Below are 22,476 nucleotides of genomic sequence, written 5' to 3'. Positions count from 1 at the left end.
TCGGCTGGCGGGATGGAGACGTCCCGGCCGCATCTGCTGCCCGAAGCCGCCCGCCGCACGGCCGCCTGGTGCGTCGTCGTGCTGCTCGTCAGCGGCGTCGTCGCCGTCGCCGTATGGCTGTGCATCATCTTCAAGACCGCCGTCACCCCCGTCCTGCTGGCCCTGCTCGGCACCGCGCTGCTCGGACCCGTGCACCGGTGGCTGATCCGGATCGGGGTGAAGCGGTCCATCGCCGCCGCGCTGACCTGCGTCGCGCTCGTCGCGGTGGTCGGGGGCGCCGGATACGTCGTCGTCACCGCGCTCCTGGACACCGGGGACCAGATCGTCGCCTCGCTCAAACAGGCCGGACAGTGGGTCGCCGACCATTTCGGGGTGGCCGGCGGGGACGGTGTCACCAACCTCGCCGACAATGCCAAGCAGTTGCTGGCCAAGTTCGGCGCGGGCGCCGCGAGCGGGGTGCTCGAAGGGCTCAGCCTGATCGGCTCGTTGCTCGCCACCAGCGTGCTCGCGCTCCTGCTGACCTTCTTCTTCCTCAAGGACTCCGACCGGGCGGTGGGCCTCGCCCACACCCTGGCCCCGCGCGGTGCGGGGGACGTCGTCGAGGCCATGGCGCGCCGGGCCTTCGAGGCGGTCGAGGGGTTCATGCGGGGCACCACGTTCATCGCGTTCATCGATGCCGTCTGCATCACCGTCGGCCTGCTGATCCTGCGCGTCCCCGGCGCCCTCGGGCTGGGCGCGCTGGTCTTCATCGGGGCGTACATCCCCTACCTGGGCGCCTTCGTGTCCGGCGCCGTCGCCGTACTCGTCGCGCTGGCCGACCGCGGATTCGGCACCGCGCTGTGGACGCTGGGGATCGTGCTCGCCGTGCAGCAGCTCGAAGGGCACATCCTCCAGCCCGTCATCCAGAGCCGGACCGTCCAGATGCACCCCGCGATGATCATGATCGCGCTGACGGCGGGCGCGAGCGTGGCGGGCCTGGTCGGGATGCTCCTGTCCGTCCCGGTCGCGGCGGCCGCGTTCGCCGTGGTGGGGGAACTGCGCGACCGCTACTCCGCCGACCCCGGTGACGCCGGCCCCGCATCGGACGCCCCCTCCGCCCCCGTCTCGTAGAGCTCGAACCAGATCGACTTGCCGTCGCCGCGGGGGTCCACGCCCCACGCGTCCGCCAGCATTTCCATCAGGATCAGGCCGCGCCCGCTGGAGGCCATTTCGCCGGGGCGGCGGCGGTGGGGGAGTTCGTCGCTGGCGTCGGCCACCTCGACGCGCAGGCGGCGGGTGCCGAGGGGGCCCCTCGCCTCGGCCACCAGGAGGGCGTCGCCGTCGGTGTGGACCAGGACGTTGGTGATCATCTCGGAGATCATCAGGACCGCCGAGTCGACCTGCTCCTCGTCCGCCCAGTCGTGCAGCAGCTCGCGCAGCTGGCGGCGGGCGCTCGCGATCTGCTCCGGCTCGGCCTGCGCGACGGTCAGGGCGGTGCGGCGGACCGGGGCCGGGGAGGCGGGACCGGTCCGGCCGGTGACGGCGTTGCGGCGCAGGAGCAGCAGCGCGATGTCGTCCTCGCGGCGGTCCACCAGCGGACCGATGGTGTGGTGCGAGGAGGGCCCGTGCACGGCCTGGACCAGTTCGTCGGCGAGCTGCTCCAGGCTGTCCCCGGTGTGCTTCTCCAGGACCGGGCGCAGCCGCGTCCAGCCGCTGGCCATGTCGTGGCCGCCGGTCTCGATCAGACCGTCCGTGCAGATCATGATCGTCTCGGCCGGGTCGAGGACGAGCCGGGTCGTCGGGTAGTCGGAGTCCGCCTCGATGCCGAGCGGCAGGCCGCCCGCCGTGGAGCGGATCAGGGCGGTGCCGTCGGCGGTGCGGATCACCGGGTCGGGATGGCCGGCCCGGGCGATGTCGAGGGTGCCGGTGGCCGGGTCGACCTCGATGTACAGGCAGGTCGCGAAGCGGGGCGCGTAGTCCTCGTAGCCGTCGCCGTAGGGGTCGGGCACCCCGTACGACTCGGTGATCCCGTACAGGAAGCGGGAGGCGCGGGAGAGGACCGCGTCGGGGCTGTGGCCCTCGCTCGCGTACGCCCGCAGCGCGATCCGCAGCTGGCCCATCAGGCCGGCCGCCCGCACGTCATGGCCCTGTACGTCACCGATGACCAGGGCGAACCTGCCGCCGTCGCCGTCCGTGCGGGAGCCGCCGCCGGGCAGCGGGATCATGTCGTACCAGTCGCCGCCGACCTGGAGGCCGCCGCCGGTCGGCACATAGCGGGCGGCGACCGTCATGCCGGGGATCTCGGGGCCCAGCGTCGGCATCATCGCGCGCTGGAGGCCGAGGGAGAGCTCGCGCTCGCTCTCCGCCTCGCCCGCCCTGGCCAGCGCCTGCGCCAGCATGCGGGCCACCGTGGTGAGGACCGAGCGCTCGTCGGGGGTGAAGGCGACGGGGTGCTTGAACGCGGCCATCCACGCGCCGATCGTGCGCCCGGCGACGATCAGCGGGACGAACGCCCAGGAGTGGCGGTCGAAGCGCTGGGCCAGCGGCCAGGTGGCGGGGAAGCGGCGCCGGTACTCCTGCGGGGACGGCAGGTAGATCGCCCGCCCGTTGCGCACGACGTCGGCGGCCGGGTAGTCCATGTCGAGCGCCATGTCCGTGAACGGGCCGTCGTCCCCGGGGTTGTGCCCGTGGTGCCCGATGATCGTCAGCCGCTCGCCGGCCACCCCGAACACGGCGAGGCCGTCCGGCGAGAACCCCGGCATGGACAGGGACGCGGCGACCCGGAGCACCTCGGAGGTGGAGCGGGCCTCGGCGAGCGCGCGGCCCGCGTCGAGCAGGAAGGCCTCGCGCGAGCGCCGCCAGTCGCCGGTGATCGAGGGGTGGGCGGCGGTGGTGCCGGGCTGGGGTTCGGCGACCTCCTGGATGGTGCCGATCAGCAGGTAGTCCCCGCCCCTGATGATGGGCTTGGAGCGGCTGCGTACCGTGCGCAGCACGTGGCCGTGCTCGTCCATGATCCGCAGTCGGACCTCGGCGAGGGTGCCCTCGGCGACGGCGAGGTTCACGATGCCGTCGACCTCGTTCCAGTCGACCGGGTGGAACCGGGAGCGTACGGCGGACTCCGTCAGGGTGGCCGGTGTGGCGGGCAGCCCGAGGAGCCGGGCGGCCTCTGCGTCGAGGGTGACCGTCCCGGAGCCGTTGTCCCAGCGCCACAGGCCGGTCGCGATCGCGGCCAGGACGTCCTCTGTGCGCATTGCCCCTATTTAAGAAGATCCGGGGGCTCATCGCCACCGAGAGCAGGTCGTGAGCAGGTCGTGAGCAGGTCGTGAGCGGGCCGCGAGCGGGGCGGGTACCGGATCGCGAGGGGGCCACGCACCGGGCGGTAACCTGGACTGGTTGATTCCCGCCTGTCTCGCGAAGAATCTCGCGAAGAGTCGCGCCGTCGCGCGAAGAATTGGATGAACGATGCACCGGTACCGGTCCCACACCTGCGGCGAGCTCCGCGCCTCCGACGTCGGCAGCGACGTCCGGCTGAGCGGCTGGCTGCACAATCGCCGAGACCTGGGCGGCATTCTCTTCATCGACCTGCGGGACCACTACGGCATCACGCAGCTGGTCGCCCGGCCCGGCACGGCCGGCGCGGAGGCCCTGGACAAGCTGTCCAAGGAGACCGTCGTACGCGTCGACGGCAAGGTCGTCTCGCGCGGCGCCGAGAACGTGAACGGCGAGCTGGCGACCGGCGAGATCGAGATCGAGGTCGGCGAGGTCGAGGTGCTCGGCACCGCGAACCCGCTGCCGTTCACGATCAACGCCGAGGACGGCGTCAACGAGGAGCGGCGTCTTGAGTACCGCTTCCTGGACCTGCGCCGCGAGCGCATGCACCGCAACATCATGCTGCGCAGCGCCGTGATCGCCGCGATCCGCTCGAAGATGGTCGCGCTCGGCTTCAACGAGATGGCCACCCCGATCCTGACGGCGACCTCGCCCGAGGGTGCGCGTGACTTCGTGGTGCCGTCCCGCCTGAACCCGGGCAAGTTCTACGCCCTGCCGCAGGCCCCGCAGCAGTTCAAGCAGCTCCTGATGATCTCCGGCTTCGACCGGTACTTCCAGATCGCGCCCTGCTTCCGCGACGAGGACGCCCGCGCGGACCGCTCGCCCGGCGAGTTCTACCAGCTCGACGTCGAGATGAGCTTCGTCGAGCAGGAGGACGTCTTCCAGCCCATCGAGAAGCTCATGACCGAGCTCTTCGAGGAGTTCGGCAACGGCCGCCACGTCACCTCCCCCTTCCCGCGCATCCCGTTCCGCGAGTCGATGCTGAAGTACGGCAACGACAAGCCGGACCTGCGCGCCAAGCTCGAACTCGCCGACATCACCGACGTGTTCGAGGGCTCGGAGTTCAAGGCGTTCGCCGGCAAGCACGTGCGCGCCCTGCCGGTGCCGGACGGGGCCGGGCAGTCCCGCAAGTTCTTCGACGGGCTCGGCGAGTACGCCGTCTCGCTCGGCGCGCAGGGCCTGGCCTGGGTGCGGGTCGGCGAGGACGGTTCGCTGTCCGGCCCGATCGCGAAGTTCCTCACGGACGAGAACGTCAAGGTGCTCACCGAGCGCCTCGGCCTGGTCCCCGGGCACGCGGTGTTCTTCGGCGCGGGCGAGTTCGACGAGGTCTCCAAGATCATGTCGGGCGTGCGCGTCGAGGCCGCGAAGCGGGCCGGGCACTTCGAGGAGGGCGTGTTCCGGTTCTGCTGGATCGTCGACTTCCCGATGTACGAGAAGGACGAGGAGACCGGCAAGATCGACTTCTCGCACAACCCGTTCTCCATGCCCCAGGGCGGCCTCGCCGACCTGGAGGAGAAGGACCCGCTCGACATCCTGGCCTGGCAGTACGACATCGTCTGCAACGGCATCGAGCTGTCCTCCGGCGCGATCCGCAACCACGAGCCCGAGCTGATGCTCAAGGCGTTCGAGATCGCGGGCTACGACCGCGAGACGGTCGAGGCCGAGTTCGCGGGCATGCTGCGCGCCTTCCGCCTCGGCGCCCCGCCGCACGGTGGCATCGCCCCGGGCGTCGACCGCATCGTGATGCTCCTCGCGGACGAGCCGAACATCCGGGAGACCATCGCGTTCCCGCTGAACGGCAACGCGCAGGACCTGATGATGGGCGCCCCGACGGAGCTGGACGAGTCGCGCCTGCGCGAGCTGAACATCGCCCTGCGCAAGCCGGTGGCCGACAAGTAGGCAGCGGTACAAGGGGAGTTGATCCCCTTCGCAACCCCCTGGGCTTCGGCCCGGGGGGTTGTTTCGTACGTCCCGTCCCGTCCCGCCCCGACGCGATGACCGTCCCGGCCTTCCGCCGGGCAGGCGAAAGCCCCCTCCCCCGGCGGGGAAGGGGGCTCAACGGCGCCGTGCGGAAGGTCAGTTGTTGTTCTTCGAGCGGGCGAAGAATTCCAGTTCGGCTATCGCCACCTGCTTGTCCTTCGCCGCGCCGAAGGCCGAGCGGAGGATCAGGCGGACCGAGGCGGCGTCGCGGACGCGGACGTTGATCTGCTGGACTCCGCCGTCGTTGATCGAGCGGTGCGACAGGTGCTGCTTGCCGCTCGTGTCGGTGACGATCAGGTCGAACTCCTGGGGGCGGGCCTGTTCCGACTGCTGGCCCGTGCGCTTGGAGGTGCCCGGGGTGATCAGGAGCGCCAGGAGGTCGGTCGGCTGGCCGAACGTCGCCTCCAGGTAGGTGCCCTCCGCGTCACCCGCGTAGCCGGTGCCCCACCAGGTGTTGGAGTAGCTGTCGCCGGCCAGTTCCGCGCCGTGCTTGGGGTCCGAGTGGGACGCCTTCCACTCCGTGGGGTGGACGGCCACGCGCTTGGCGAAGTGGTCCTGCACCGCCCGCGCCGCCGGCGGGCCGCCGAAGATGCCGCCCACGACGAGACCCACAACGGCCATCGCGACCAGGGCCCTTGCTATCCAGCGCTTGCGGTTGCGGTGCAGCGCGGGGCGCTGGCCGGCGTACGGGCCGGAGGAGTGGTCCTGGCGGCGCGGCGTGAGCGGCGTCGCGCAGCTGCGGCAGAAGTTGCGGTGCTGGTGGTTGGCGGTGCCGCAGGCCGGGCACGGCTCGCCGGTCTCCTCGACGGGTCCGGCGGCGCGCACCCGGGGGCGGGCCGCCTCGGGGCGGCCGGGGAGCACGGTGCCGGGGGTCTCGGGCGTCGGGGCGGGCGCGGAGGCCTCCGCCACGGGGACGAGCAGGGCCCGGGCGGCGTCGGACGCCGAGGTGGCCCGCGTCTCGGGCACCGGGGTGGTGTCCTGCGCGCCCCGGTTGTCCCGGGCGGCGTCCGGCACCGCCGGGGTCGGGACGGTCATCGCGTCCGGCCGGGCGGGCGGGGTCGCCGGTTCCGCGGGGCGGGGCGTGCCGGGTACGAACACCGGGGTGCCGGTCGGCGGCGTCGGGGCGTCCGGGGCGATGCTCCGCCGGGCGGTCTCCGGGGACGGTGCTGCGGCGGGCGGCGCCGAAGCCGGTGCCGAAGCGGGTGGCGTCGCCGCGGGCGGGGTGGTGTCCGCGGCCGGCGGGGAAGCCGGGGCCGCCGGCGCCGTCCAGCGGAGGAACGCCCCGCAGGAGTCGCAGAACGACTGCCCGGTGGCGCGGGCCGGGGTGCCGCAGTCGGGGCAGGGGACCATGGCCGGGGTGGACATGTGAGGTCAGTTCCCTTCGGGGGTGAGGGTCTTGCGAGCGGATACCTCGGCCGTGAAAGGGAGGTGCGCGGGACGGGCCGCCGCCACCACCGCCTCAAGGCGGTGGGGGTCGACGGCGGACGGGTCGGAGACCCTGAGAGTCACCCGGAGGGACGGCTTGGCGTCGCCGGGGAACGGGCCGAGCGGCCGGGCGGACCAGGTCGCGCCGCCGCTCTCGCTGATCTCGGGGCGTACCCCGAAGGCGAGTTCCACGGCTCGTGCCAGACCCTGGGCGGTGCCCCGCACGCGGTGCAGGGAGACCGCCGTCGCCACCGCGTGCCGGCGGATCTCCAGCGGCTCGGTGCCGTCCAGCTCCGTGCCGACCCAGCCCGTCAGCCAGTCCACGAAGTCCTCCGGCGCGATCGCCGGATCGAAGTACGCCTCCAGGCAGTCCAGGACGTTGAACAGCGGGGCGAGCACCACGTCCAGGCCCTCGACGAAACGCTGGGCGAAGTCGTCGTCGGCGTACACCGCGGGGAGCTGGCCGCCCAGCGGGTGCGAGGAGGCGAGACCGTCGACGGAACCGCGCGCGCTCATCGGGCCTCGATGACGCGGACGCGGTGGTCGAAGGGGAACAGCAGGGCGGAGGGGGACAGCTCGATGCGGTCGGTGGCGTCGCCGCGGCGGCCGGTCAGCGGGTCGGCCGGGTGCAACAGCACCTCGTCGACCAGCTCCACGCCCGGCACCCGCTGGAGCGCCGCGAAGATCTCGCCCGCCCGGAGCGGACGCCCGAAGGGCCAGCCCGTGCCGTGGGCGCCGCCGGTCAGCGGGTCCAGGTAGGAGTACAGCGCGTTGAGGGCCTCGTCGCGCACGTGGTCGGCCTTGGCCGCGCGGAACGAGTGCAGGGTCGCCACCACCGTGACGCCCTGGTAGAACGGCGGGCCCACCGCGAGCCGGGTGCCGAGCGGGCGGCGGTCGTCGAGGAAGCTCGTCACGCGCCCCAACAGCTCGTCGCCGGGCACCAGTTGCTCGAAGCGCAGCCGTCCGCCCCGGTCGGGCACGGCCTGGGGGACGACCAGGACGCGTACCGCGTTGTCGCCCGAGTCGTCCACGTCCGCCGCCAGGCACGCGATGCGGGCGGTCTCGGGGGCGGCCCTGCGGGCCAGCTCCTCGTAGTCGCGGGCGGTCACCGCGCGCTCCTGGGCGCGCAGCGCGATCGGCGCCCGCGTCTTGGCCTCCTCGACGGTCTCGCCGTCGACCCCGCCGCGCGCCGCCTCCCGGTTCTCCACCCGGGAGATGTACGGGATGGAGCTGCGAAGGACCTGGATCGCACCCCGGGCCACATTGCCGGAGCGGCCGCCGCCGGTGCCGTACTGGGAGGCGCGGATGGCCGCGCCCTTGATCGGTACGGCGCCGAACTGACGTACCGAGCCGTCCGGTTGGCGCACCGAGGGACCGAAGGCGAGCTCGCCGGTCGCCGCGTCCAGGGTGAAGTGGCGGTCGAAGGGGGACGAGGACGCGAAGTCGCCCACCATCTCCCACTCCTCCCAGCCCTCGCCCGCCGAGATCTCCAGGCGTACGCCGCCGACGACCGGCGCGTGCGCCAGCATCAGGCGCTGGCCGGGGACGCCCTCGGAGTCGCCGAGGGACTCGTCGCGCACCGACTCGGCGTGCGAGACGCGGGTGGTGCCGCCGATGGTGAAGGCGGAGGCGCCGCGCACGGTCGGCGAGACGCTGTAGAACGGCTGGCCGGGGGCGGCCTCCACGACGCGGCAGCGCAGCCAGCCCGCGTCCAGGCCGCCCATCCGGGACACGGTGTGCGCGGGCGGCATGTGCAGGATGACCTCGCCGGGGCGGTTGAGACCGCCGGTGCTGTCCTCGGCGACCTCGCACTCGGCCCAGCCGTCGGCCGTCCACGCCTCCCACACCAGCGGAGGCTGGCGCGGGTCGACGCCGACACCGTCGACGCGGCTCTCCAGGCGCAGCGCCGCCGTGCAGTTCGGCAGGGCCGCCGACAGGCCGAAGAGCAGGACGTCGCCGGGGAGCGGGCCGGAGCTGAACACCGAGACGTCGTTGCCGCCGAGCACGTCCTGCGAGCAGTTCTCGGGCGCGGAGCCCGCGGGCTGGCGCAGCACCTGGTCCAACTGGCAGGGCACGATCGTCAGATCGTCGTCGGTCGCGAAGACCACCGCCTCCTCGGTCTCGGTGCGGCCGGTGGTGACCTCGGTGCCCCGGGGCAGCACGACCGGCTCCGACTGCGGCGCCGACAGCCAGAACGTCACCGAGGCCTTGGCGGCCGACGGCGGGAACAGCGTCACGCCGAGCAGGTCGAGGAAGGCGAGCTGGTTCTTCTCCGGGACCCGGTTGAGCCGGTACACCAGCTGGTCCGCCATGTGCGCGACGGCCTCGATCAGGGTGACACCCGGGTCGGAGACGTTGTGGTCGCTCCACTCGGGGCAGCGCTGCTGGACGTAGCGCTTGGCGTCGTCGACGAACTGCTGGAAGCGGCGGTCGTCGAGGTGGGGTGCGGGCAGGGCCATCAGTTTCGTTCGCTTTCGCCGGGCGTCGGGCCTGGCTGGTCGCCGCCCTCGGAGGGAATCACGTAGAAGGGGAAGACGAGGCTGCGCGGATTGTTGGTGCCACGCACCGAGTAGCGCACGTCGATGTGGAGCACGGTCGGCTCGTCGGGTGCCGGGGTCACCGTGACGTCCTCGACCTCGATCCTGGGCTCCCAGCGGTCGAGCGAGGTGCGCACCTCGTAGCGGATGCGCCCGGCGGTGGCGTCGTTGACGGGCGCGAACACCAAGTCGTGGACCGCGCAGCCGAATTCGGGACGCATGGGACGTTCGCCCGGCGCGGTGGCGAGCACCAGGCGCATGGACTCCTCGATCTCGCGGTCGCGCCGGGCCAGGGCGATGCCGCCGCCCGGCTCGGTGCGCATCGGGAAGGCCCAGCCGGCCCCGACGAAGTGTTCGCTCATCTCAACTCTCCTAGACGATCGGCATGCCGTTGACCAGCGGGGCTGCCGACTGGATCGAGAAGGCGGGCGAATTGACGAGGATGGTCGCCGAGTCGATGGTGAGGTTGGCGATCGCGTTCAGGGTCGTCGCGCCGACCGAGTTCAGCGCCAGCAGGCCGCCCGCGCCGAGGGAGGCCTCGCCGCCCGCCTTCAGGTCCAGGGCGAGGCCCGCCTTCACGTTGATGGCCATGCCCGCGTCGATCTCGATGGCGCCGCCCGCCTTCAGGCTCAGGTTGCCGCCGGCCTTCAGGGACAGGTTGCCGCCCGCCTCGATGTCGACGCTGCGCATGCCCTTGATCTCGACGCTGCCGTCGCTGTTGATCGTCAGGGCGGTGCGGGCCTCGTTCAGCTGGATGTGCAGCCTGCCCTTGCCGGTGCGCAGCCGGATGCCGCTGGACATGCGGGCCGCCCCGCCGCTTTCGAGCAGCTCGACGGTGTGCCCGCTGCGGGCCGTCAGGGAACGCCAGTTGATCTGGCCGCTCGTCGGGTCGACGGCCGGGTAGTTGTCGGGCTCGCGGGTGGGCTTGTCGATGCCGTTGTAGAGACCGGCGATGACGTACGGGTGCTCAAGGGAGCCCCGGTCGAAGGCGCACAGCACCTCGTCGTTGACCTCGGGAAGCAGCAGCCCGCCGCCGTCCCGGCCGCCGAACTGGGCCACCCGGCACCAGTCGCTCTCGTACGTCGCCGACAGCCACGGGAAGCGCAGCCTGACCCGGCCCATGCGCCGCGGGTCCTTGGTGTTGGTGACCAGGGCGACCGCGACACCCGGCATCTGCGGTGCCTGGTCGGTGCCGCCCGAGGCGAGCCCGTACAGCGAACGGAACTGGCGGCCCGAGACGTTCAGCCAGGTCGTGTACTTCTCGCCGGACGCGAAGACGTGGCGCACGCCGGTCGCGGTGTACTTGCCCTCGAAGGGGAAGCCCGCGCCCTTCACGGCGATGGGGGTGCCCGGCTTGAGCTGGGGGTTGCCGGTGACGGCGACCTCCAGCTCGGCGAACGCGCCCGTCACGTCGTCGGCCAGGGCGCGCGCGGCGTGCGTGACCTCGGACAGGGTGGTGTGCGGGACCTGGGTGGCGGTGAGCTCGGCGGGGCCGAACGGCAGCGTCACCTGGCCCGGGGTCATGTCGGCGGCGATGTCCTTGCTGGTGACCGCCGGGGAGGGCGCGTTGAGCTGCTGACGGGTCCGCATGTCCCAGCCGCGCACGTTCACCTTCCGCACCTGCCCGGCCGCCGTCATCGAGGCCCGGCTGTGCAGGGTGTTCGCCCCGAAGTCGAGGACGTACGGGCTCTGCGCGGCCGCCGTGGTGTCGGAGGGGGCGCCGGACGCGGGGGCGAGGCCCGCGAAGTTGAACTTGCCCTTGTTGTCGAAGGACAGGCGTACGTCGTTCTCGGCGGCGAGCCGGGACAGGAAGTCCCAGTCGGTGATGTTGGGCTGGGTCGCGAGGTCGTACACCGTCGACGTGGACTCGATCTTGCCGATGGAGAGGCTGTTCAGACCGGCGACGCGGCGCGCGATGTCGGAGGCCGTCATGTTCGGGTAGCCCTCGACCCGGCGGTTGCGCAGCAGCCGGTGGCCGGGGTCGTAGCCGCGCACGACCAGGGTGCGGCCGGCGCCGGGCTCGGCGTCGACCTCCATCGCGGTGACCTCGCCGGTCAGCATCGGGTCGCCCCGCCTGCCGTCGGTGAACGGGCTCAGGATCGCCTTGGCCCCGATCTTCAGCATCGGGAACTTGGTGGTGAGCTGGCTGTCCTTGTCGCTGAAGGTCAGCTGGAAGGCGGCCGGCACGTTGACCGAGGAGTCCACCCAGCCCTCGATGAGGCGCAGCGCCAGCGGATCGGGCAGCACGGTGCCGTTCAGCTGGACGTGCAGGACGGTGGTGAAGGTCTTCTCGGTCACGCGATGTCCTCCGAGGAAGCGGGCAGCAGCAGTTCGGTGCCGGGCCGCAGCCGCATCGGGTCGTCGATCTCATTGGCCTCGGCGATGACCCGCCACTGGGTGGCGTCGCCGTACTCGCGCCAGGCGAGCGAGGCCAGCGTGTCCCCGGCCACCGTGCGGTGCACCCGGCGTGCGGAGAGGGCGCCGGAAGTGGGGTTCTGGCGCTTGGTCTCGCTGGACACCTCGGTCAGCGACAGGGTGCACGTGGCGCGCAACGGCATGCCGTTGGGGCTGAACAGGGTGTAGTTGGCGTTGACGCTGGTGACGTACGCGACGAACTGGACCGTCGAGAACGAACCCCAGCTGAACTCCACCCACGGCGGCGAGGGCGCCTTCGCGCTGATGCTCTGCGAGGTCACCTCGCAGCAGGACAGGAGCAACTCCACCTGGTTCTGCACGGTGTTGGAGCTGGGCGTGCCCGAGGCGTCGAGGAACACCTCCAGCTGGAGCGAGGCCGGCATCGCGCCGGTGAACTTCGGCGGCGCGCCCCGGCTGTAGGAGACGGCGGGCGTGGTGATCCAGTTGGCGGACCGTCCCAGCTGCACCTGCGACGGGTTGAACTGGAACTTCACCTCGCCGATCCGGCCGCCCATCGAACCGCCCAGATCGGTGGGCGGCTGGTGGATGGCGAGGGTGGCGCGGGACAGGCCCGCCGACTTTCCTCCGGTGGGAGCGGCCATGCTCACGCACCTCCCGCGTCGGTGAATCCGTGGTGGGCGATCTCCAGGGTCTCGGTGGCCACGCTCGGGCTCGCCGGGTCCAGGCTCGGGCCCGTCCAGCGCACCGGCAGGACCTCGACCAGGCCCCACTGCGCGACGATCGAACCGTCCGCGCGCAGCGCCGCGATCTGCGCGGTGGGCCGGGTGATGCCGGTGGCGAGCGAGGAGATCCAGGACGCCACCTTCGAGGTGTCGGCGGTCAGCGGGCGGGTCAGCCGGATCGTGGAGAAGGTGACCCGGGTGGGCAGTTGCCACACGAACCCGTTGTTGCCGCCCTCCTGGCGCTGTTCCACCTCGACCTCCGACGCGAGACCGTCGCACCCGTTGAACAGGCCGAGGTTCTGGCCGTCGATGGTCAGCTTGAAGAAGACGGTGGAGCCGGGGTCAAGGGTGGAGGGCATGGGGTGGTCTTCCGTCGGTGGGAGTGGTTACGGGCGGTGGGGGCCGGTCAGCGGTCGCGCAGCCGCCCGATCCGTTCGCGGTCCCCGCGCAGTTCGGCGCGGAGCAGCCGGGAGAGCGGGGCGACCAGTCTGCGGGCCAGGGCGTCGATGTCGGGCGAGTGCTGCTCGGTGTCCGCGGCATGCGGGGCGCTCGCGGTGGCGTGCGCGGCCGGTGCCGTCCGCTGCACGGAGGGCGGATCGGCCTGCCGCTGTACGGGGGCGGAGTACGCGGGCTTCGGCGCGGGCGCCGGGGCCGGAGGTGCGGGCGGAGCACTCCGGCGTACGGGAACGACGGGCACCGGGGCCGGCTCGGCGACGGCCCGCTGCACGGTGGGCTGCGGGATGCCGGGCCGCGGCGCGGGACTCCGCAGCGGCACGACGGGCCGGCTGTCGCCGGAGGCGGGCGCGTGCTTGAGCGGGGCGGGCAGCGCGGCCGAACTCCCTCCCGCACCAGCGGTGTTGGGCAGGCCGGGCAGGCTCGGCGCGCTCTGGTGCCGGGTGGTGAGCGGGCGGGCGGAGGCGAGCGGGGGCCCGGAGGTCACCGCGCGCTGCAAGGGAGCCGGTCCGGGAAGGCGTACCTTGCGGAGCGGCTCGGCGGGCGCGACCGGGGCCGGCGGGGACGCCGGTGCGGACGCGCTGGAACGCTGGACGGCAGGGGCGTTCGCGGGTGCCGGAGCCGGTGCCGCTGCCGAGATCGGTGCCGGTGTCGTTGCGGGCGGGGCGAAGGGCGACGGGGCCGGGGCCCGCGGGGACGCAGGCGCGGGGGCCGGGGTGATCGGCGCCCCGATGAGCGGCCGCCGGCGACCGGCTTCCGGACCCGCCGGACTCTGCGTCCGGCTGACCCGACGCACCATGGGCTTGCGCTGCACGGGGGGCGCGGCCTCGACCGGCGCGGGGGCGGGAGCCGTGGCGGGGGTGGCTGCGGGTGCGGGTTCCGCCGGCGGCGCGGCAGGACGGCGCACCACGCCGACGGGGTCGAGCTGGTACGAGGGCACCACCGCGCGCGGAGCCGAGGTGAGCGACCGCCCGCCGGGAGCGGACGCCCGCTGAACGGGCATGGGCAGCACGGGAGTTGCTCCGGGAGCGGCGGCACGCCGTACAGGAGCGGCAGTCGGCGCCGGGCGCTGAGCGGCCCGCTGCGGGGTCGTGGAGGGCGCGGCGGGACCGGCGTTGCCCGCCGACTGTGCGGCCGGGCTTGATGAGGGTGCGGCCGGACCGGCGTTGCCCGACGGCGTCGTCGGGGGTGCGACCGGACCGGACTGGCTCGACGGCCCCGTGGCGGCACGCTGTACCGAAGGAGCGGCCCCGGCCCCACCGAGGGGCGCCGCCGCCGAGCGGGGACCCGTCGGGCGCGACCCGGGCCCAGCGACCCCCTGTGTGACCCCGGACGCCCCCTGCCCGGAACCGCCCAACGGGCTGCCCTGACCGCCGGCCGATGCGGCAACCGGCATATGGACAGGTGGAGTTGACCCCACCGTCGGCCGCGTCACCGGAGCGCGCGGCGGCTCCACCGTCCCGGCCGAATTGGTCCTGGCCGCATCCGTCCTGGCCGCATCCGTACCGGCCGAATCCCTACCGGCCCGCTGAACGACGGCAGGCGCATCGGCGGTCCGGGGAGCCGGTGCCGAGGCGCTCTGCCCGGACGGCGTGGTGCCGGGGCGCGGGGCGGAGTGGGAACCGGCGGGGTTGCCGCCCGCGGGGTTGGCGGGCGCGCTGGGCGGCACCACGGCGGACCGCTGGATCGGCGGGCCGATGGGGCTCGCCGGAACGGGCTTGTCCGCGCGGGCGGGCCGGGCCGGAGGCGGGGTCGGCGGCGTGGCCCGCTGGACCGGGGCCGCCTGGGTCGGGGCGGCGGTGTGGGGCCTGGCCCCCTCACCGCGTACCGGCATCGCCTCGGGCCCGGCCGGGGTCGGCGGCACGGGCCGCTGCACGGCGGGGGCGGGGTTGCTGCTGGAGCCGGTCGGAGCGGGTGCCGGGGCCGCCTGGGGGGCGGAAGGGGCGGTCGGCTCGCCGGGGCCGGCAGTTGAGGGCTTGGCGGGAGGCGTGGCCGTCCGCTGCACGACGGGAATGCCGGTCGCCCCCGGGGAGCGGGTCTCGTCGCGCCCGCTCTTCTGTACGGGAAGGGCCGTGTCGCCCTGCGCGGCGTCGGGCCGGGCGGGTGACACGGGGGGCGCCGGTGCCTGGGCTCGCTGAACAGAGGGTGCCGACGGCGTCGACGGTGTCGAGGGGGCCGGGCCGGTCGGCTGCGCGGGCTTGGCGGCAGGCTCGACTCGCCGCTGCACGCCGTCCGTTGAGCCGGAGGCGGAATGGCCGGCCGAGGCGCGCCCTGCTGCGTCGGAACGCGGGGCAGCCGGGGCCGGGTTCGGGGTGGCGGGGGTGTCCGTGGCCCTTCGTGGCGTCTGAACTGGGCGCTGTGCAGGCGTAGTTGGGCGCGGCGAGGCCGCCGACGGTGTCGCGGAGGGACCGCTCGCCGAGGTGCTCGGCGGGGCGGCCGCCCGCTGGACGGTCGGGGCGGCCGGGGCCGTCGGCGCGGGGGTGTTCGCGGCGCCGGGCGAGGGCTTGACCGGCATGGGCTGGGCCGACGAGGACTGGTCGGACGAAGGCTGCGCCGCTCGCTGCACGACGGGCCCCGGACCAGGGGCGGCCGGGGTGGCCGGAGCCGAGGGCCCGAAGTTGCTCGCGGGACGTGAGGCGGGCGCAACGGGCTTCTGCGTGGCGCCGGTTGAAGGCACCGAAGTCGAGGAAGTGGTCGGCGTGGAGGAACCCGGCGTCGTACCGGCGCTCCCTTGCGCGGCAGGCGGAGGCGTCGCCGCGCGCTGTACGGCGGGAGCCGGGGTGGGCGCCGGGGCGGCCGAAGGCGCGGCGGACCGCTGCACAGCCGGAGCCGGAGCCGAACCGCCGGAGGCGGGAGCCGAACCGCCGGGCGCGGCAGCCGAACGGCCAGGGGCCGGGGCGGAACCACCCGGGGTGGGCCCCGGCCCACCGCGGGCCGGAGCGGAAGGAGCGAGCCCCCGGGCCGAAGGCCCGGAGGTGGGGGCCGAAGCACCGGAAGCAGGAGCCGACGCGCCGGGCGCCGGGGCGGAGCCACCCGCCGCCGAGGCCGAACTCGGCCCGGACGTGCGGGAGTTGGCCGCCGCAGCAGCACCCTGCGTCGAGGAAGCGGCCCGAGCCGAAGGAGTGGCCGGGGGCGAAGAAGTGGCCGGGGCCGAAGAAGTGACCGACCGTTGGACCGCAGGTCCACCGAACGGCGCCGAAACGGACTCACCGGCACCGGCACCGGCACCCGTACCCCCGCCCGGCGCCTCCCGCACCGCCACCGGCAGGCGGAGCACCGGCAGGGGGTGGGGCGACGGGCTCCCCGCGACCGGGGTCAGGGCATTGTGGAGGACGCCGTGCGGGGCTGTCGGCGAGACCGCGTGGGTCAGCGGACGGACGACCGAGAGGTCCTGGTGCGCGGCGAGCGTCGAGCCGAAGCCCGACTCGGCCGTGAGGCGGGGGGCCGCCAGGGCACGCTGCATCACGGGCGCGGCGGCCCAGCCGCCGTCCCCCTGGGCGGGGGACGGCGACGGGACGACCGGGGACACGACGTCCGTGGCCGCCCCGGCCGTCACGGCCGCCTCGGCCTCCGACGGCCGGTTACGCCGGCGCTTGAACAGGGCCATACCCCGTCACCGCTCCCCTTCGCCTTGTTCCACCAGTGCCGCCACCCGCCGTACGTACGCCCGCCGGTCCGCATGCTCCAGGTCGAGGATGGAGTCCATGTCCCAGTGGAAGTGGTAGGCGAGGTACGCGGTCTCCTCCTCGATCCGGTCGGCCGCGTACGTCACGATTCCCCCAGGCGGCTCCCGGCCAGCTCGACCTCGAAGGACTGCTCGCAGTGCGGGCAGGCCACCGCGGCGCGGGTGTGGCCCTCGGCGTTGATCTGCCGGTAGAAGTCCTGGAGGAAGGCCAGGTCGGAGGCGAACATGCTCTCCACCGTGCCGTCGTGGACGTCCCCGAGCGTGCCGAGCCGGGTGATGACCCGGCCGAGCAGGACCACCGACAGATACGCCGGGTTCTCGCGGACCCGTACGTCTCGCAGCGGGACCAGCTCGTCGCGGGCCGTGGCGAGCCGCATCGCGCCGCGCCGGTGCACGGTGCCCGACTCGTCGACGTAACCGCGCGGCAGCTCGAACTCGAACTCGGTGCGCAGGGTCTCCCGCGCGCCGGACGCGGCCGGGATGGTGTCCACCCCGGGCGCGCCGGCCGTTCCAGGACCTTCGCGGCGCATTACTCGATGACCAGCTCTTCGAAGGTGATGGTGACCTGCTCGGTCATGGCCGAGGCGTCGCCCGCCTTGACCGCGCTGACCTCGACCTTGGTGCACCAGGCGTTGCGCAGGTTGTAGCGCTTCACCGGGTTGTCCTGGTAGTCCATCATGATGATCGAGGCGTTCTTGCGGGCCGAGCCCATGTTGCCGTCGATGGACTGCTTGATCCACTCGGAGAACGTGGCGGACTGCGTGGCACCGCGGGTCACCGTGCACTCGCCGGCCTTCTTGACGCCGGGGAGCTTCTTGATGATCGGCTTGCCATCGGCCGAGACCTGCTGGTACTCGATGACGTCCTGCTCCATCGAGAGGCTGCTGACCTCCTGCAGGTACTCGACCATGACACCGTCGATCTGCAGGCCGAAGTTGTGGGTAGTGAGCGCATCACCAGGCTGAAGCGACATGCTGGTTTACTCCTGTTCGTGCGAAAAAGGCTGTGGGACAAGCGAGTTGGGGTGTGACTTACTCCTCCAGCTCGCCGCCACCGCCCGAGAACTGGGCGAGTCGGAACACCACGAACTCGGCGGGCTTGACGGGCGCGATGCCGATCTCGCACACCACGCGGCCGAGGTCGACCGACTCCGGCGGGTTGGTCTCCTGGTCGCACTTCACGTAGAAGGCGTCCTCGGGGCGCTGGCCGAAGAGGGCGCCGTTGCGCCACTCGTTGACCAGGAACGCGGAGATGTTGCGGCGGATGCGGGCCCACAGCGCCTGGTCGTTCGGCTCGAACACCACCCACTGGGTGCCGATGAGGATCGACTCTTCGAGGTAGTTGAAGTAGCGGCGCACGTTCAGGTAGCGCCAGGCCGGGTCGGAGGCGAGGGTGCGGGCGCCCCAGACGCGGATGCCGCGGCCCGGGAACGCGCGGATGCAGTTGACGCCGACCGGGTTCAGGAGGTCCTGCTCACCGCGGGTGATCTGGAGCTCCAGGTCGACCGCGCCGCGCACGATCTCGTTCGCGGGAGCCTTGTGCACGCCGCGCTCGGAGTCGTTGCGGGCCCAGATGCCGGACATGTGACCCGACGGCGGGACGACCTTGGTCTGGCCGCTGGAGGGGTCGAAGACCTTGATCCAGGGGTAGTAGAGGGCGGCGTAGCGCGAGTCGTAACCGGCCACGTCCATGCGCCACTTGCGGATGTCGCGGGCGTTGAGCCCGGGCGGCGGGTCGAGGACGGCCATGCGGTCGCCCATCAGCTCGCAGTGCGAGACCAGGCCGAGCTGGACGGCCTTGACCTGCTCCAGGTCGATCAGACCCTGCTGGTAGGCGGACATCAGGTCCGGCACCGAGACCATGTTGATCTCGTCGTAGGCCTCCAGGCCGCCGAAGCCGGTGCGGTCGGCGGAGTCGCCGATGAACTGGCCGGACTCGATCCGGGCGACCGTGCCGCTGCTGACCGGGGCGGGCGCGGCGGCGGGGGCCGGCGGGGCCAGGGTGACGGCCTGCGCGTCCGGCTTGGCCAGCTGGCCACCGGCCACGGCCTCCTCGACGGTGATCGTCTTGGAGCGCTGCTTGACCTGCGTGACCACGTAGTTGCGGGCCGACTTCTTCGCGCTGACGTCGAAGTTCTCGACGACGGTCTCGCCGTCCTTGACGACCAGCTTGAAGCGGTCGCCGTTGCCCTCGCCCTCGGCGTCCTGCACCTCGACGGTCAGCGCGCCGTTGTTGGCGGTGCCGGCCGTGATCGCGGAGACCTTGAAGGTGCCGAGCGCCACGGCCTCACCGGCGGTGATCGCCTGCGGGGCGGCGGAGGTGGCCGAGGCCTGCGGGGCGGCGGCCTTGCCGGCGCCGTCATCGGTGCCGCCGACGCGGACCACGTAGGCGGCCGTACCGCCGTTGTTGAAGAAGCCGTAGACGGAGTGCGCCAGGTAGTACCCGTCCGTGAACTCGCCGAACTCGGCGACGTACTGGGACCAGTTGGTCACCAGCGTCGGCTCGTTGAGCGGCCCCACGGGCGCGAGGCCGACGAAGGCGGCCACCGAGGTGCCGACCCCTTCGATGGGGCGGGATCCGCTGGCGACTTCCTCGACGTAGACGCCGGGGGACAGGTAGTTGGGCACGGGAAGCTGCTCCTTGATGCTGGGTGTACGGAGGGTGGGCTAGCGCCCAGAAGCTGAGGGGCCCACGGCGCGGAGCGGACGGCTCGCTCCGAATCCGAGCTGCATGCGGTTCTCCCGCCCCCCGAAACGCTGCCACCGGCCAATTACCGGACCAGCCTCGCGTAGCGCGGGCGGCGCCGGGAGGGAAGAAGGTGCGTGGGCGAGGGCAGCACAAGCTGCCCTTCCGGTCATCGGCGCGGGTTCGTCCGGCCGGATCGGGTACGGCGGACGCCGGACCCGGGTCCGGCGCCGCGTGGCGCAAAACCCCGGAAGGGGCGGGTGGGCCCCCTGGTGGCATACCCCGGAAGGGGGCGGGTCAGCCCTCGTCCTCGTCGTCGCTCCCCATCGCCGGACCCGACGGCGAGCAGAGCCGCCCGGTGCTCAGCCGGTTCGCCTCGCGGACCTTCTCCAACAGCTCCTCCCTCCGTCGCCGGTCCTCCGCCGCCTGCTCTTCCGCACTGCTGTCACTCATGGCGCGTACCCCCTAGGCACGTGTGCCGGCTCCGTCCACGCCGCCCCAGCCTGTGATCGTGCAGTCGCTGTCCGTACGTCCGTACCCCAGCAGCGTGCTCCCCCGGTGCCGCCCCTGGCCAGGGGGCAGGGCGCCTCAACTCCCTCGCTGCGATCCCCTGTTGCGTCCCGCCGCTACTGTCCGGCCGATTCCGGGCGGGCCACCCGTAGAGTCATGGGGTTGTTGAAGTACCCCGAGGCGGCCTGCTGTTCGTGGAAGCTCTCCCCGGCGCCGCCGCCGTAGACCCGGAAGAACCAGGAACGGCAGGTGTGGTCCTCGAAGTCCTGCTGGAGCTGGAGCCGTGGCATGCCCCGGTTCTTCTTGACCTCGGGGTCACGGACCAGCGCGGCGAGCACCTCGTCGAACTTGGCCTTGAACGCCTGCTGGTCGTCGCCCTCCAGAAGCGGCTTGAGCTGCGAGAACCAGCCGCTGCCGCTCTTGGCCCGCTTGAGCAGCACGTCGTACAGGCCGGTACGGGCCTTCTCGTCGAACTCGTTGCGGCTGTAGTTCTCCAGCGTGACCTGGCAACTGCCGTCCAGGGAACGGGCGACGACGGCCGCGAAGTGGTAGCCCCACACGTTCTCGCCGCGCTCGACGGCGGGTGACACCGAGTGGTCGCGGTTGTCGGCCGCCAGCATGCTGAAGATCGCGAAGCCTTCGCCGGGCCCGGGGGAGGCGTACTTGTTGATGCCGAGGCGCTCCTCGGTGGCGTCCCGGCCGCCGTCCCGGGTGGCCTCGCCGTAGCGTCTGCCGAGGTCGGCGCCCGGGGCCCCGCTGCCCTGGGCGGCGGCGAGCGCCCCGGCCGTGTCCAGCGTGCCCGCGGTGTCCCCGGCGACGGCGTCGGCAAGCCGGTTGGCCCGGTCGTCGCTGTCGGAGCCGGGCGTCAGCAGGAAGTTGCTGCCGTCGCCGAGAACCGCTTGGGCGCGCTTGGCGTGCTCGGAGCCGATCAGGCTGCACGCCACGGAGATGCAGGTGGAGCGCAACAGCGAGACGAACTGGCCCAGTTGGCCCTCGGTGGACTGCTCGCCGACGACGGTGGGCTGCACCCGCAGGAGGCGCAGACCGCCGACGCCGATGCTGCGGCCGCCGGTGGTCAGCTCGACCGTGCTGTTGACCGCGCGCAGCGAGGCATTGGCCGAATCCACCACTGCCTGCGTGGCGTAGAACTCCTTGGGCTCGTCCACCCCGTGCACCGCGAGCGTGCCGTCGTCCGCCACCCGCAGCGGGGCGTCGGCGGGGCCCACCTCGGCGAGTTGGTAGCGCAGCCGCTCCCGTATGTCGCGCGGCTCGCGGCCGTCACCGGCGCCCATGGCCCAGCGCGGCTCGGAACCCTGGGCGACGAAGTAGGGTCCTCGTTCGCCGGGTTGGGGCCGCGCGTCGTAGGACCCGCCGGGGTGGTCGGTGATCCGCTGGACGGGGGCGGGCTCCCGGGTGTGGGACGCGGCCGGTGCGAACAGCTGGGCCACCGCGGCGTTGCCGGCCGTGGAGTGCAGCGCGGCCAGTGCCGAGGCGGGGCCGCGCGCGGGGCGGCCCGGCGGGGCGGCGCGTCTCCGCTCGGCCTGCTGTTCCTGCTGGACCCGCACGGTGGTGCACTCCCCTCGCTCGTTGCCTCGCGATTGTTTGTGCCGTCCCTACGGAACGGGAGAGACGTCCGGACCGTCTTGGGGGCAGGGAGGGTGCCCTTTCGTCCGGTTACTCACGGGATACAGGGGCAGTTCAAGCCAACTCCTTGTGCGACACATGTGCTGATGCGGGCCCGTGGTAGGTCCTGGCGTAGCGTTTCGGTGACCGGACGAACAGAATCCGGGGGGCCGGAAGGGCAAACGTCGGGGGACGAAACGGCCGGGGCGAGTGAGAGGAAGAGGCGGCGGCGCGTGACGGAATCCGGCGGAACGGGCGAAGGCGGCATAACCGGCGGCGGGGCCGGCGGGCTGCGGTTCCGGATGCTCGGGCCCGTCGAGGGCGACTTCGACGGCCGGCCCCTGCGACTGGGTCCACCCCAGCAACGGGCTCTGCTCGCCGTGCTGTTGCTGCGCGGTGGCCGCCCGGTGTCCATGCCGGAACTCCTCGACGCGATCTGGGGCGAACGGCTGCCCCCGCGCGGGGTGGGCACCCTGCGCACCTACGTCTCGCGCCTGCGCACCCTCCTCGAACCGAACCGCCCCGCGCGCACCCCGGCCCGGCTCCTGGTGTCGGCCGACGACGGCTACGCGCTGCGGGTGCCCTCGGCCGCGCTCGACACCACCGTCTTCGAGACGCGGCTCGCCGAGGCCGCGCGGCTGCGGGGCGTGGGCGACGTCGCCGCGTCCCACGCCGAACTCTCCGGCGCGCTCGACCTGTGGGGCGGCAGCCCGCTCGCGGGGCTGCCCGGACCGCACGCCGAGCGCGAGCGCGACCGGCTCACCGAACTGTGGCTCTCCGCCCGCGAGGACCACTTCCACGGCGCCCTCGCGCTGGACCGCCATGCCGCCACGATCGCTTCTCTACGCGCGTTCGCCGCCGAACATCCCCTGCGCGAGCGCACCCAGGCCCTCCTGATGCTGGCCCTGCACCGGGCCGGCCGGCAGGCGGACGCCTTCGCGGTCTACGAGTCCACCCGCCGCACCCTGGCCGAGGACCTCGGCGTCCCCCCGGGCCCGGAACTGACCGCCCTGCACACCCGTCTGCTCACCCGGCAGGAGTCCCCCGCGCCGTCCGCCGCGGACGCCCGCGCCACCGCCCGCCCCGCGCCGGGCGCCCGCGCCGAGAGACGGCCCGCGTCCGCCCCGGCCGAGCGCGGCCGGCCCCTCGGGGAGGCGCGCGCCTGGCGGAC

At 73.2% G+C, this 22,476-nt stretch carries 19 protein-coding genes; 4 read left to right on the top strand and 15 right to left on the bottom strand.

Going from position 1 to position 22,476, the window contains the following annotated elements:
• Positions 1 to 12 precede the first annotated feature (12 nt).
• The gene (locus IE267_RS24870) at positions 13 to 1,110 is read left to right on the top strand and encodes an AI-2E family transporter (protein ID WP_189764782.1); all 1,098 of its coding nucleotides are present in this window, start codon (positions 13 to 15) and stop codon (positions 1,108 to 1,110) included.
• On the opposite strand, the gene IE267_RS24865 is transcribed toward IE267_RS24870, so the two are convergent.
• The gene (locus tag IE267_RS24865) at positions 1,047 to 3,230 is read right to left on the bottom strand and encodes an ATP-binding SpoIIE family protein phosphatase (protein WP_161250635.1); all 2,184 of its coding nucleotides are present in this window, start codon (positions 3,228 to 3,230) and stop codon (positions 1,047 to 1,049) included. The two genes, IE267_RS24870 and IE267_RS24865, sit on opposite strands and share 64 nt — an antisense overlap.
• A 211-nt stretch (positions 3,231 to 3,441) precedes the next feature.
• Between IE267_RS24865 and aspS the strand changes: the two genes are divergently transcribed.
• Positions 3,442 to 5,208, top strand: a complete 1,767-nt coding sequence (gene aspS, locus IE267_RS24860; RefSeq protein WP_189764781.1) for an aspartate--tRNA ligase — start codon at positions 3,442 to 3,444, stop codon at positions 5,206 to 5,208.
• 177 nt (positions 5,209 to 5,385) lie between these two features.
• Here the strand turns inward: aspS and IE267_RS24855 are convergent, their stop codons facing one another.
• From IE267_RS24855 to IE267_RS24820, 8 genes are read right to left on the bottom strand one after another with little or no spacing between them, the layout of a single operon-like run.
• Positions 5,386 to 6,654, bottom strand: a complete 1,269-nt coding sequence (locus tag IE267_RS24855; RefSeq protein WP_189764780.1) for a zinc ribbon domain-containing protein — start codon at positions 6,652 to 6,654, stop codon at positions 5,386 to 5,388.
• A 6-nt stretch (positions 6,655 to 6,660) separates the two neighbouring features.
• Entirely contained in the window at positions 6,661 to 7,230 is a 570-nt protein-coding gene (locus IE267_RS24850; RefSeq protein WP_161244248.1) for a phage tail protein, read from the bottom strand.
• Positions 7,227 to 9,173 (bottom strand): putative baseplate assembly protein, encoded by a 1,947-nt coding sequence (locus IE267_RS24845; RefSeq protein ID WP_161244249.1) that lies wholly within the window; start codon positions 9,171 to 9,173, stop codon positions 7,227 to 7,229. The genes IE267_RS24850 and IE267_RS24845 overlap by 4 nt, the downstream gene beginning before the upstream one ends.
• The gene (locus IE267_RS24840; protein WP_100575471.1) at positions 9,173 to 9,613 is read right to left on the bottom strand and encodes a GPW/gp25 family protein; all 441 of its coding nucleotides are present in this window, start codon (positions 9,611 to 9,613) and stop codon (positions 9,173 to 9,175) included. The genes IE267_RS24845 and IE267_RS24840 overlap by 1 nt, the downstream gene beginning before the upstream one ends.
• 10 nt (positions 9,614 to 9,623) lie before the next feature.
• The gene (locus tag IE267_RS24835; protein WP_189764779.1) at positions 9,624 to 11,549 is read right to left on the bottom strand and encodes a VgrG-related protein; all 1,926 of its coding nucleotides are present in this window, start codon (positions 11,547 to 11,549) and stop codon (positions 9,624 to 9,626) included.
• The gene (locus IE267_RS24830) at positions 11,546 to 12,268 is read right to left on the bottom strand and encodes a CIS tube protein (protein WP_161244251.1); all 723 of its coding nucleotides are present in this window, start codon (positions 12,266 to 12,268) and stop codon (positions 11,546 to 11,548) included. The genes IE267_RS24835 and IE267_RS24830 overlap by 4 nt, the downstream gene beginning before the upstream one ends.
• Positions 12,269 to 12,270: 2 nt before the next feature.
• Positions 12,271 to 12,708, bottom strand: coding sequence for a phage tail protein (locus tag IE267_RS24825; protein ID WP_100575468.1), 438 nt, complete (start codon positions 12,706 to 12,708; stop codon positions 12,271 to 12,273).
• Positions 12,709 to 12,755: 47 nt separating this feature from the next.
• Positions 12,756 to 13,289, bottom strand: coding sequence for a hypothetical protein (locus IE267_RS24820; protein ID WP_167158570.1), 534 nt, complete (start codon positions 13,287 to 13,289; stop codon positions 12,756 to 12,758).
• A 37-nt stretch (positions 13,290 to 13,326) separates the two neighbouring features.
• On the opposite strand from IE267_RS24820, the gene IE267_RS24815 reads away from it, so the two are divergent.
• A complete protein-coding gene (locus IE267_RS24815; protein ID WP_189764778.1) occupies positions 13,327 to 13,797 on the top strand; it encodes a hypothetical protein in 471 nt (156 codons plus the stop codon).
• Positions 13,798 to 16,415: 2,618 nt separating this feature from the next.
• On the opposite strand, the gene IE267_RS24810 is transcribed toward IE267_RS24815, so the two are convergent.
• The 6 genes from IE267_RS24810 to IE267_RS24785 all read right to left on the bottom strand — a co-directional run bounded on the left by IE267_RS24810 (position 16,416) and on the right by IE267_RS24785 (position 21,247).
• On the bottom strand, positions 16,416 to 16,574 hold the full coding sequence (locus tag IE267_RS24810) for a DUF6760 family protein (RefSeq protein ID WP_162952566.1): 159 nt from the start codon (positions 16,572 to 16,574) through the stop codon (positions 16,416 to 16,418).
• On the bottom strand, positions 16,571 to 17,017 hold the full coding sequence (locus tag IE267_RS24805; RefSeq protein ID WP_189764777.1) for a hypothetical protein: 447 nt from the start codon (positions 17,015 to 17,017) through the stop codon (positions 16,571 to 16,573). Before IE267_RS24805 ends, IE267_RS24810 begins: the two co-directional genes overlap by 4 nt.
• Positions 17,017 to 17,460, bottom strand: coding sequence for a phage tail protein (locus IE267_RS24800; protein ID WP_100575464.1), 444 nt, complete (start codon positions 17,458 to 17,460; stop codon positions 17,017 to 17,019). Before IE267_RS24800 ends, IE267_RS24805 begins: the two co-directional genes overlap by 1 nt.
• 58 nt (positions 17,461 to 17,518) lie before the next feature.
• On the bottom strand, positions 17,519 to 19,114 hold the full coding sequence (locus IE267_RS24795; RefSeq protein ID WP_161250713.1) for a phage tail sheath family protein: 1,596 nt from the start codon (positions 19,112 to 19,114) through the stop codon (positions 17,519 to 17,521).
• 355 nt (positions 19,115 to 19,469) lie between these two features.
• Positions 19,470 to 19,625 carry a hypothetical protein gene (locus tag IE267_RS24790; RefSeq protein WP_161250711.1) on the bottom strand — a complete coding sequence of 52 codons (156 nt, stop codon included), beginning with the start codon at positions 19,623 to 19,625 and terminating at the stop codon, positions 19,470 to 19,472.
• Between the two features lie 173 nt (positions 19,626 to 19,798).
• Entirely contained in the window at positions 19,799 to 21,247 is a 1,449-nt protein-coding gene (locus IE267_RS24785) for a hypothetical protein (protein WP_189764776.1), read from the bottom strand.
• A gap of 291 nt (positions 21,248 to 21,538) precedes the next feature.
• Between IE267_RS24785 and IE267_RS24780 the strand changes: the two genes are divergently transcribed.
• The coding region (locus IE267_RS24780) for an AfsR/SARP family transcriptional regulator (protein WP_229861402.1) at positions 21,539 to 22,476 on the top strand (938 nt) is incomplete at its 3' end.

The sequence above is a fragment of the Streptomyces xanthochromogenes genome (assembly GCF_014650455.1).
GTDB lineage: Bacteria > Actinomycetota > Actinomycetes > Streptomycetales > Streptomycetaceae > Streptomyces > Streptomyces xanthochromogenes.
This window is presented reverse-complemented; position numbering and strand designations above follow the sequence as displayed.

Coding starts and splice junctions, on each gene's coding strand:
- IE267_RS24800 (WP_100575464.1), bottom strand. CDS start 17,460: ATGTCGCTTCAGCCTGGTGATGCGCTCACTACCCACAACTTCGGCCTG.
- IE267_RS24790 (WP_161250711.1), bottom strand. CDS start 19,625: ATGAGTGACAGCAGTGCGGAAGAGCAGGCGGCGGAGGACCGGCGACGG.
- IE267_RS24805 (WP_189764777.1), bottom strand. CDS start 17,017: ATGCGCCGCGAAGGTCCTGGAACGGCCGGCGCGCCCGGGGTGGACACC.
- IE267_RS24840 (WP_100575471.1), bottom strand. CDS start 9,613: ATGAGCGAACACTTCGTCGGGGCCGGCTGGGCCTTCCCGATGCGCACC.
- IE267_RS24845 (WP_161244249.1), bottom strand. CDS start 9,173: ATGGCCCTGCCCGCACCCCACCTCGACGACCGCCGCTTCCAGCAGTTC.
- IE267_RS24855 (WP_189764780.1), bottom strand. CDS start 6,654: ATGTCCACCCCGGCCATGGTCCCCTGCCCCGACTGCGGCACCCCGGCC.
- IE267_RS24865 (WP_161250635.1), bottom strand. CDS start 3,230: ATGCGCACAGAGGACGTCCTGGCCGCGATCGCGACCGGCCTGTGGCGC.
- IE267_RS24870 (WP_189764782.1), top strand. CDS start 13: ATGGAGACGTCCCGGCCGCATCTGCTGCCCGAAGCCGCCCGCCGCACG.
- IE267_RS24830 (WP_161244251.1), bottom strand. CDS start 12,268: ATGGCCGCTCCCACCGGAGGAAAGTCGGCGGGCCTGTCCCGCGCCACC.
- IE267_RS24850 (WP_161244248.1), bottom strand. CDS start 7,230: ATGAGCGCGCGCGGTTCCGTCGACGGTCTCGCCTCCTCGCACCCGCTG.
- IE267_RS24825 (WP_100575468.1), bottom strand. CDS start 12,708: ATGCCCTCCACCCTTGACCCCGGCTCCACCGTCTTCTTCAAGCTGACC.
- aspS (WP_189764781.1), top strand. CDS start 3,442: ATGCACCGGTACCGGTCCCACACCTGCGGCGAGCTCCGCGCCTCCGAC.